The sequence below is a fragment of the Stenotrophomonas sp. STEN063 genome, from assembly GCF_056854515.1.
On the sequence record NZ_JBXFWF010000135.1, the window covers coordinates 1 to 617 of the forward strand.

1 protein-coding gene is annotated in these 617 nt (G+C 66.9%); it reads right to left on the reverse strand.

Annotation, left to right across the window (positions count from 1 at the left end):
• Positions 1-123: 123 nt before the first annotated feature.
• Positions 124-549 carry a DNA polymerase III subunit chi gene (locus AC1VWL_RS19310; protein WP_482987758.1) on the reverse strand — a complete coding sequence of 142 codons (426 nt, stop codon included), beginning with the start codon at positions 547-549 and terminating at the stop codon, positions 124-126.
• Positions 550-617 lie beyond the last annotated feature (68 nt).

Here is a 617-nt window from a genome sequence, read left to right on the forward strand (position 1 = left end):
GGCGGCGCGGCGCCGCTGGCGCGTCGCGCGCCCCAAACCAAAATCTCGGCCCGCCCCCCCCCCGACGGGGGGGCCGGGGGGTGTGGGCCCGCCCAAACCCCCGACGCGGACCCCGGTTTCGCCTTACATGTCGTATTTGTTGAGCGTGTAGTTGGCGGCCTTGTACTGGCGCCAGCGCTCACGCAGCGGTTCGCGGGCTTCCGGATCGGCCGGCACCACTTCCAGCACACGGTCGCAGGCGCCCAGGTAGGGCTCGTCACGCAGGTTGATCACCAGCGGACGCTCCGGTGCGTCGGCACCCGGCGTGGCGATCAGCACGATGGCTTCTTCCTCGTCCACGTCCTCACCGATGATCTGGTGCGGGATGTAGGCGTCAGGGTCGAACGACCACAGCAGCTCGTCCAGTTCCTCGGCCTGGGCCTGGTCGCGCGCCAGAACCAACGTGTACAGACCGCCATCGTTGGCCTTGCGCGCGAGTTCGCACACCAGCTTCAGTGGCTCGGTGAGAAAGCGCGGCTTGGCGATCAGGTAGAAGTCGGCACGCATCAGGTCACGGGGAGTTTGGGGAAGGGGTTGGAAAACCGGGGTCAGAGTCGGGCTGTCTCTTATACACATCT